8 protein-coding genes are annotated in these 7820 nt (G+C 68.6%); 4 read left to right on the forward strand and 4 right to left on the reverse strand.

The genetic code is table 11. From position 1 onward, the window contains the following. From AB0I38_RS39780 to AB0I38_RS39790, 3 genes are all read right to left on the reverse strand, one after another. Nucleotides 1-179, reverse strand: a 179-nt coding sequence (locus AB0I38_RS39780; RefSeq protein WP_358495795.1) for a DUF742 domain-containing protein, incomplete at its 3' end; no start/stop codon positions are given. A gap of 56 nt (nt 180-235) precedes the next feature. Continuing rightward, nucleotides 236-658, reverse strand: coding sequence for a roadblock/LC7 domain-containing protein (locus tag AB0I38_RS39785; protein ID WP_358495767.1), 423 nt, complete (start codon nt 656-658; stop codon nt 236-238). Then, nucleotides 655-3540 carry a sensor histidine kinase gene (locus AB0I38_RS39790; protein WP_358495774.1) on the reverse strand — a complete coding sequence of 962 codons (2886 nt, stop codon included), beginning with the start codon at nt 3538-3540 and terminating at the stop codon, nt 655-657. Before AB0I38_RS39790 ends, AB0I38_RS39785 begins: the two co-directional genes overlap by 4 nt. 392 nt (nt 3541-3932) lie before the next feature. Here AB0I38_RS39790 and AB0I38_RS39795 point away from each other — a divergent pair, with 392 nt between their 5' ends. Genes AB0I38_RS39795 through AB0I38_RS39810 form a run of 4 tightly spaced genes read left to right on the forward strand, consistent with a single transcriptional unit; the run spans nt 3933 to nt 7493 of the window. Then, entirely contained in the window at nt 3933-4916 is a 984-nt protein-coding gene (locus tag AB0I38_RS39795; RefSeq protein WP_358495778.1) for an ABC transporter substrate-binding protein, read from the forward strand. Next, a complete protein-coding gene (locus tag AB0I38_RS39800) occupies nt 4913-5689 on the forward strand; it encodes an ABC transporter permease (RefSeq protein WP_358495782.1) in 777 nt (258 codons plus the stop codon). The genes AB0I38_RS39795 and AB0I38_RS39800 overlap by 4 nt, the downstream gene beginning before the upstream one ends. Then, a complete protein-coding gene (locus AB0I38_RS39805; protein ID WP_358495784.1) occupies nt 5686-6465 on the forward strand; it encodes an ABC transporter permease in 780 nt (259 codons plus the stop codon). Before AB0I38_RS39800 ends, AB0I38_RS39805 begins: the two co-directional genes overlap by 4 nt. A gap of 23 nt (nt 6466-6488) precedes the next feature. Continuing rightward, nucleotides 6489-7493 (forward strand): methyltransferase, encoded by a 1005-nt coding sequence (locus AB0I38_RS39810; protein ID WP_358495789.1) that lies wholly within the window; start codon nt 6489-6491, stop codon nt 7491-7493. 24 nt (nt 7494-7517) lie between these two features. On the opposite strand, the gene AB0I38_RS39815 is transcribed toward AB0I38_RS39810, so the two are convergent. After that, the coding region (locus tag AB0I38_RS39815) for an ATP/GTP-binding protein (RefSeq protein ID WP_358495792.1) at nt 7518-7820 on the reverse strand (303 nt) is incomplete at its 5' end.

The following is a 7820-nucleotide window of genomic DNA, read 5'->3' on the forward strand; positions in this document are numbered from 1 at the left end:
TGCCGACACAACTGACTGATCGCCTGATACTCCGGCGTGATATGCGAAAACTCCCGATGCTCAGCCGTCGCCGACGAGACGAGAGCCTCCATCGCCAGCTTCACGCGCGGTGCGGTGCGCCCGCCCGTCACCGCGTAGGGGCGTACGGGCGATGCCGGGTCGGAGGCCGGCGGTGCCATGGGCGGGGGCTGAGGCTCCCAGCCGCCAGTGTTCCATCTAGGGTCCGTCACCTACATCACCTGGACTGGGTAGCGCGCAGCTCCGCGCGTACCGCGGGAGTGAGCACCTGTCCGGCGCGATCCACCATGAGCGTCATCTGATAGGCCACCAACCCCATGTCACAGTCGGGAGCGGCGAGAACCGCCATGCACGAGCCGTCACTGATCGACATGATCAGCATCAGCCCACGCTGCATCTCCACGATCGTCTGATTGACCACGCCACCCTCGAACACCCGGGACGCGCCCTGTGTCAGGCTCACCAGCCCCGAGGCGATCGCCGCCAGTTGGTCGGCGCGATCGGCCGGAAATCCCGACGAGGCCGCGAGCGGCAAGCCGTCGGATGAGACGACGACGGCGTGGGCGACGCCCGGAACGGTGCTGACGAAATCAGTGATCAACCAGTCGACACCGCGTGCGGCGTGACTCAGGTCGTTCATACGCCCTCCTCCCTGCTCTCAACGTTCCTCGGACCGGACGGGTACGCCTTGCCTTCGCTGATGTCATCGCGCGCCGCCCGGAACCCCTGCTGGAAACTGGACAACCTGTTCCGGACCCGATCGGGCGACACCGACGGCATCGGAGTGACACCCTTCGGCGCCGACGCCGTGTCCGCCGAACCCGGCACCAGATTCGCCTTCGGCACCCGCTTCGGCAACCCCGAAGCCGTCGCCCCATCACGCACCGGCTCCACCACGGCCTTGGCCGCGCTCCATCCGGCGTCGGCCTTGGCCGAACCCCAGGTGGCGCCGGTCTCGCTCTGTTCGAACCAGGCGGACTCGACGGAGGCGAAGATCGGGAGGTACTCGTCACCGGCCGACGGCGGCGTGTTCACCACCGGGATCGGACCGGTGGCCGCCGACTCGGTCTCCGGGAAGTCGTACCTGGAGGTGGAGCGTGCGGAGTCGGCGGCGCCGAGGCCCCAGCTGCTGGGCGGCTCGTCGGCGGAGGTGGGCCGCTTGGGCAGCCCGTTGCCTTCGCCCGTCCAGCCGCCGCCGGTGCCACCGGTGCCGCGCGACGGTACCCAGACGTCTGAGGTGTCGTAGCCGCCGCTGCCGGCCCGGGGGTCGGATGGCCAGTTGCCTCCTCCGGAGGGCCACTGGGGCATGGACTGCCAGGCGCCGACCGGCTCCGGCGTCGGCGCGGGCGGGCTCTGCGGGTTGGACGGGTAGGACGGGTGGTCGGGGGCCATCTGGAAGGAGTTCGCCGGCCACTGGGACGCGGAGCCGACGGGCTGGGGAGAGGACGCGTAGGACTCTTCGCGGCTGCCGGTGCCCTGCGTGCCCGCGTAGGCGGGCGGCTGGGCTCCGAGCAGGCTCTCGGGAACGAGCACCATCGCGGTGAGCCCGCCGCCGCCGTGCGGGCGCAGTTGCACCCGGACGCCGTGCCGGTGCGCCAGGCGGGCGACCACGAACAGGCCCATCCGGCGCGACACCGACACGTCCATGGTCGGCGCGTCGATCAGGCGTTCGTTGGCCAGGGTGAGTTCTTCGTGGGTCATGCCGATGCCGGAGTCGGTGATCGACAGCATCACGCCGCCGCCGTCGATGCGGCTGCCGGAGATGGTCACGCGGGTCTCGCGGGGAGAGAACGACAGCGCGTTCTCCACCAGCTCGGCGATCAGGTGGATGACGTCGTTGACGGCCTGCCCGGCGACGGAGACGCCGTCGGGGACCTGGAGCACGACGCGTTCGTAGTTCTCGACCTCCGACAGCGAGGCGCGGGCCACGTCGACCAGCTTGACCGGCTGGCTCCAGCGACGGGGCGGGTCCTGGCCGGCGAGGACCAGCAGGTTCTCGCTGTTGCGGCGCATGCGGGTGGCGAGGTGGTCCAGCTTGAACAGGTTGGCCAGCCGGCTCTCGTCCTGCTCACCCTGCTCCAGCCCATCGATCAAGGTGATCTGCCGCTCCACCAGCGTCTGGCTACGGCGCGACAGGTTCACGAACATCGCGTTGACGTTGCTCCGGAGTCGTGACTCCTCGCCGGCCAGGCGCACCGCCTCGCGGTGGACCTCGTCGAACGCGCGCGCCACTTCGCCGATCTCGTCGTCGGAGGCTACGCCGATCGGCGGCACGTGCATCGACTCGACGGTGGCGTCGCTCTCGCGCAGCTGCTTCACCAGGTCGGGCAGGGTCTGGTCGGCGACCTTGAGCGCGTCTCCGCGCAGCCGCCTCAGCGGCCGCACCAGCGAGCGGGCCATCACGGCCGTGATCGCGAGGACGAGGAGCAACAGCACGATGACGAGGGCGATGTTGATCGCGGCGAGCTGCCGGTCGCTGCCCTGGATGTCGGTGCTTCGCGTGGCGATCTGCTCCGACAGGGAATTCTGCACGGTGTGCAGCCGGTCGACGGTCTCGCTGATGGAGTCGAACCAGCGGTTGATGTCGTTGGTGGTCGCGGGGTCGAGCCGTCTCAGCGACACGCCGGCGTTGTGCAGCTGCATCGCCCGGCTGACGTAGAGCTCGGCTCGGCCGACCTTCACGCTGGCGACGGTGTCGTCGTAGAACTGGCGCTGAGCCGGCGTGGCCACCGCGCGGAACGAGGCGCGTTCGCTCTCGCGCCGGGAGCGGGCGTCGACGAAGGCGTTGAACTCGGGTATCTCGAACTCGCCCCTGACCAGCGCGATCATCAACAGGCCTCGCTGCTTGGAGGCCTCCTCCTCCGCGCGGGCGACGGCCCGGAGGGCGGCGCTCGTGGCGACCAGCCGCTCGTCGGTCGAGCCCTGGCTGAGGTCGTCGAACAGCCGCAGCATGTCGGCGGTGACCTCGGTGTACTTCTCCATCGTCGGCAGGGGCGGCAGCTTCGTCCCCTTCACCGTCTCGCGAAGCGCGGGAAGCTGGCCGAGCCGGACCAGGATGCGCGCCAGGGCGCCGCGGCCCAGCTCCGACAGGGACGCCTCGGCCGTCGCCGCGACCGTCTTCGTGCGGCGCACGCTGGCGTCGACCACCGTGTGCTGGGTGTCGAGGCGTGCCTGCTCGGTCGCCCTCTTACCGGAGGCGACGTAGCGCGCCGCCAGGTCTCGTTCCAGACCAAGGTCGCGCGAAAGCTCGCCCAGCTGCGTCACCAGTGCGCCGACGTCGCCCAGCTTCTGGTACTGCTCGGCGCTGCTGATCGAGGTGGTGACCCGCAGCGCGCCCAGGAGCACGGCGACGACGGTGGGGATGGCGATGAGAGCGATGAGGCGGGTGCGTACGCGCCAGTTACGCAGAGCGAACGGGCTGCCCGACTTGGGCATGGACTCCGCCGGCGCCGCGCCGGTCGTGGACTCTTGCGGCGCGTCTGGAGCCCTGCCACGACCGGACTCGGTCGTCGTTGTCCTCACTGGTGGCAACCTCTCGCCATGGGCCTGCTTGCGGGGGATAAGAGCGGCATCGTCACGCCGAGTGGATGATCGCAGGCAAGTTCGGGCCCAATTTGAGCACAAACCTCACAGTTGAGCCAACGTCTCAGGAGTATTCAACCGTTCCAAGGTGAACCATGTTCATGCGGCTAGTTCCCGAGCACGGAGCGCAATCGCCAGAAATTCGGACATCGAGACAGTAACCATACTTTAAGTGGATATTTTCTGTCATGATGAAGTTACGTCATATTGCACAGGCAAAGTAACGTATTGGCTGACCTGCCTTCTGGTCCAATCTTTCCTCCGGTACGCTGCCAGCTCGTCATCTTTCGATGTTGATCTCCAGAAGCTTCCCCCGGTAGGAGACTCCCCCTATGACACGCACTTTGCGCTGTCGCGCCCTCGTTCTCGGCGTCGCCGTCGCTCTTTCCCTGGCCGGCTGCGGCGGGGACAGCGAGCCGAGTTCGTCCGCTAACAGCGGCGGCTTGGAGAAGACCGCCATCAAGGTCGGGACACTTCCCATTCCCGACGCCGTGGCCATGTACATCGCCAACGCCAAGGGCTTTTTCAAGGAAGAGGGCCTGACGGTCGAGCCGGTCGTCATCACCGGCGGCGCCGCGGCGATCCCGCAGATCAAGAGCGGCGCCCTGGACATCTCGCAGACCAACTACGTCTCGACCCTGTTGGCCTCCAGCAAGGGCGAAAAGATCAAGCTGGTCGCGGACATGTACCAGGCCGCTCCCAACACCTTCAACATCATGGTCCCGAAGGACTCGCCGATCAAGACGGTCGCCGACCTCAAGGGCAAGACCGTGCTGGTGAACAACCTCAGGAACATCGCCACACTCGCCGTGGAGACGCAGCTGAAGGTCGCGGGCCTCACGGCGGACGACGTGAAGTTCGCCGAGAAGCCGTTCCCGGAAATGGGCAACACGATCAGCTCGGGGCAGGCCGATGCGGGCTGGATCACCGAACCCTTCATCACCGCCACCCAGAGCGGGCTCGGCTTCCGCAAGCTCGCCGACACGATGACGGGTCAGACGGAGGACCTCCCCATCGCCGCCTGGATGGCCACCGACGAGTGGACGCAGAAGAACCCGAAGACCCTGGCCGCCTTCCAGCGGGCGATCGCCAAGGCCCAGGAGCTCGCCTCGAGTGACCGTAAGGAGATCGAGGCCATGCTGCCCACGTACACGAAGATCGACGCGAAGACCGCGTCGGTGATCACCCTGGGCACGTTCCCGAGCGCGCTGAGCGAGAACCGCGTGCAGAAGGTGGCCGACCTCATGCTCGAGTACAAGTACCTCGACAGCCCGGTGGACGTGAAGTCGCTCATCGTGGCCCCGCCCGCGGGATGACACGTGCACGACTGCTCCGCGGCGCCGCAGGCGCCGCGGGGTTCCTCATCGCCGGCGAGCTGTTCCTCCGGTTCGGCCTCAGCGAGGGGCTGGAGTTCCCGGCGCCGTCGGTCGTGCTGTACGAGGCCGCGCGCCTCGTCGCCGACGGCGCCTTCCTGGACGGGGTCCTCACGACCCTCGTCAACTGGGCGGTGGGCCTGCTGATCGCCGCCGCCGTGGCCGTCCCGGTGGGCGTGCTGCTCGGCGCGCTGCCTCCGGTGGAGCGCGCGATCAGGCCGCTGCTGGAGTTCCTGCGTCCCATCCCGTCCGTCGCGATCATCCCGCTCGCGATCCTGCTGATCCCGGTCGACGAGATGATGAAGGTGTCGGTCATCGTCTACGCCTCGGTCTGGCCGATCCTGATCAACACCCTGTACGGCATGCAGGACGTCGACCCCCTGGCCAAGGAGTCGCTGCGCAGCTTCGGGTTCGGGCCGCTGTCCGTGCTCGGGCGGGTCAGCCTGCCGAGCGCCGCGCCCTTCGTCATGACCGGGATCCGGATCGCCACCGGCATCGCGCTGATCCTGGCGGTCAGCGCCGAGTTGCTCGCCGGAGGAGCCTCGGGCATCGGGGTCTACGTGATCCAGGCGAGCAGCGGCAACCGGACCGACCTCATCCTCGCGGCGACCTTCTGGGCCGGCATCTTCGGCCTGCTCGCCAACCTCGGCATGGTCACCGCCGAGCGCCGCCTGTTCCACTGGCACCGGATGCGGACGGGAGCGTCGGAGTCATGAAGACACTCGGCAGGATCTGGGTGATCCCGGCGGTGCTCGTCGTGTGGGAGCTCATCACGCGGGCGCTCGACGACACCGACTTCCCACCACCGACCACGATCGTCTCCAGCATGTACGAGCTGTGGTTCTCCGGACCGGCCTCCCGGCTGTTCCTCACCGACGGCGCGATCGACAACATCCTGCCCAGCCTCGGCCGCATGTTCGGCGGCTGGCTGATCGCGGCGGTGCTCGGCGTGGTGCTCGGTGTGCTCCTGGGCCGCTCGCGGGTGGCGACCGACTACGTCGACGCGCTGATCGAGTTCGGCCGCGCCGTCCCTCCCCCTCTGCTGGTGCCCTTCTTTCTCGTGCTGTTCCACGCGGGGCTGGCCACCCAGCTGGCCACGATCGTGTTCGGCGTGATCTGGCCGGTGCTGCTCAACTCGATCGACGGAGCCAAGTCGGTGGACCGCACCTACACCGAGACGGCCACCGTCTTCGGCCTGTCGAGGATGCAGCGGCTGCGCGTGGTCGTCATCCCGGCCGCCTCGCCCAAGATCTTCGCGGGCCTGCGGCTGAGCCTGTCGCTCGCGCTGATCCTCATGGTGCTCGCCGAGCTCTTCGGCAGCACCGACGGCATCGGCTACCAACTGCTCCAGGCGCAGCGCAGCTTCGAGACCCCCGCGGTCTGGGCCACGATCGCGCTGCTCGGCCTCCTCGGCTACCTGGTCAACTCCCTGTTCGTGCTCGCGGAGCGCCGGGTGCTGACCTGGCACAGGCACGCCAACCGGCTCACCTGACCGCGACCTCGTTGGAAGGACACATGTCTCCATCAGACGGTCTCCTCTGGACAGCCGTATCCGATCTCTCGCGCTTCGCGGCGCTGCTGACCATGGCCGAGCTCGGTCTGGCCGACCATCTGGCGCAAGGGCCCCTCGACACCGAGGAACTGGCCAGGCGGTGCGGGGCGCACGCGCCGTCGCTGCGCCGGGTGCTGCGTGAGCTGGCGGGCATCGGCGTGGTGCGCAGGCGCGGCGCCGACGGCTACGACCTGACCGAGCAGGGCGCCTCGCTGCGCTCGGACGCGCCCGGCTCGATCCGCTCGTCGATCCGCATGCTCGGCGAGGAGGGCCTGTGGTACGCGATGCGCAACCTGCCGGCGACCGTACGCAATGGCGAGTCGGCGTTCGCGGCACGGTACGGCCACCTGTACGAGCACCTGGCGGCCAACCCCGGCACGGCGCGGCTGTTCAACGACTACATGATGGCCCGGGCCGTGCCCTTCGCCGAGAGCCTGGTCAAGCGCTACGACTTCGCGGACACCGGGACGATGGTCGACGTCGCCGGAGGCAAGGGCCACATTCTGGCCACGGTGCTGCAGGCCAACCCCAACATGCGCGGCGTGCTGTTCGACCTTGAGCACGTCGTCGGCGGGTCGAGGGAGCTGCTGGCCGCCGAGCGGCTCGACGATCGGTGCGAGGTCGTGGCAGGCGACTTCTTCGCCTCGGTACCGGCCGGCGCCGACTTCTACCTGCTCGCCAGCGTCCTGCACAACTGGGACGACGACGACGCGGTCAGGATCCTGCGCAACGTGCGCGAGGCGATGAGCCCGACCGGCCGGGTGCTGGTGCTGGAAGTGGTCCTGCCCGACGACGAGTCGCCGCACCTGGGCAAGGACCTCGACATGCGCATGCTGGCCGTCTTCGACGGAGGCACCGAGCGCAGCCGCGATGAGTACGCGACGCTGCTCGAACAGGCCGGGCTCCACCTGGACCAGGTCATCGACCTGGCCGCCGGGGCCAGCGTCATCGAGGCGACGCCGAGGTGATCACCGGCCGTGCCGGGCGGCGGTCTAACCGCTCCAGCCTGGTACGGCCATCCGGACGGTGAGCGCGTGTTCGACGAGATTGATCAACGCGCTCTTGACCGAGTCCTTCGAGCGCGCGTCCAGCCGGATCAGCGGAATGTGCGGCGCCAGCGTCAGGGCGTCACGCACCTCCCCGTCACTGTGCGGATACTGGCCGTCCCAGCCGTTGACGCCGACCACGAAGGGCAACTGTGCCTCTTCGAAGTAGTCGATCGCCGGGAAGCTGTCGGCCAGCCTGCGCGTGTCGACCAGCACCACCGCGCCGATCGCGCCGCGCACCAGGTCGTC

Source organism: Nonomuraea cavernae (assembly GCF_040655715.1).
Lineage (GTDB): Bacteria > Actinomycetota > Actinomycetes > Streptosporangiales > Streptosporangiaceae > Nonomuraea > Nonomuraea cavernae_A.

Excerpts from the sequence above, each read along its gene's own strand:
- AB0I38_RS39805 (WP_358495784.1), top strand. The coding sequence starts at position 5,686 with ATGAAGACACTCGGCAGGATCTGGGTGATCCCGGCGGTGCTCGTCGTG.
- AB0I38_RS39800 (WP_358495782.1), top strand. The coding sequence starts at position 4,913 with ATGACACGTGCACGACTGCTCCGCGGCGCCGCAGGCGCCGCGGGGTTC.
- AB0I38_RS39810 (WP_358495789.1), top strand. The coding sequence starts at position 6,489 with ATGTCTCCATCAGACGGTCTCCTCTGGACAGCCGTATCCGATCTCTCG.
- AB0I38_RS39785 (WP_358495767.1), bottom strand. The coding sequence starts at position 658 with ATGAACGACCTGAGTCACGCCGCACGCGGTGTCGACTGGTTGATCACT.
- AB0I38_RS39795 (WP_358495778.1), top strand. The coding sequence starts at position 3,933 with ATGACACGCACTTTGCGCTGTCGCGCCCTCGTTCTCGGCGTCGCCGTC.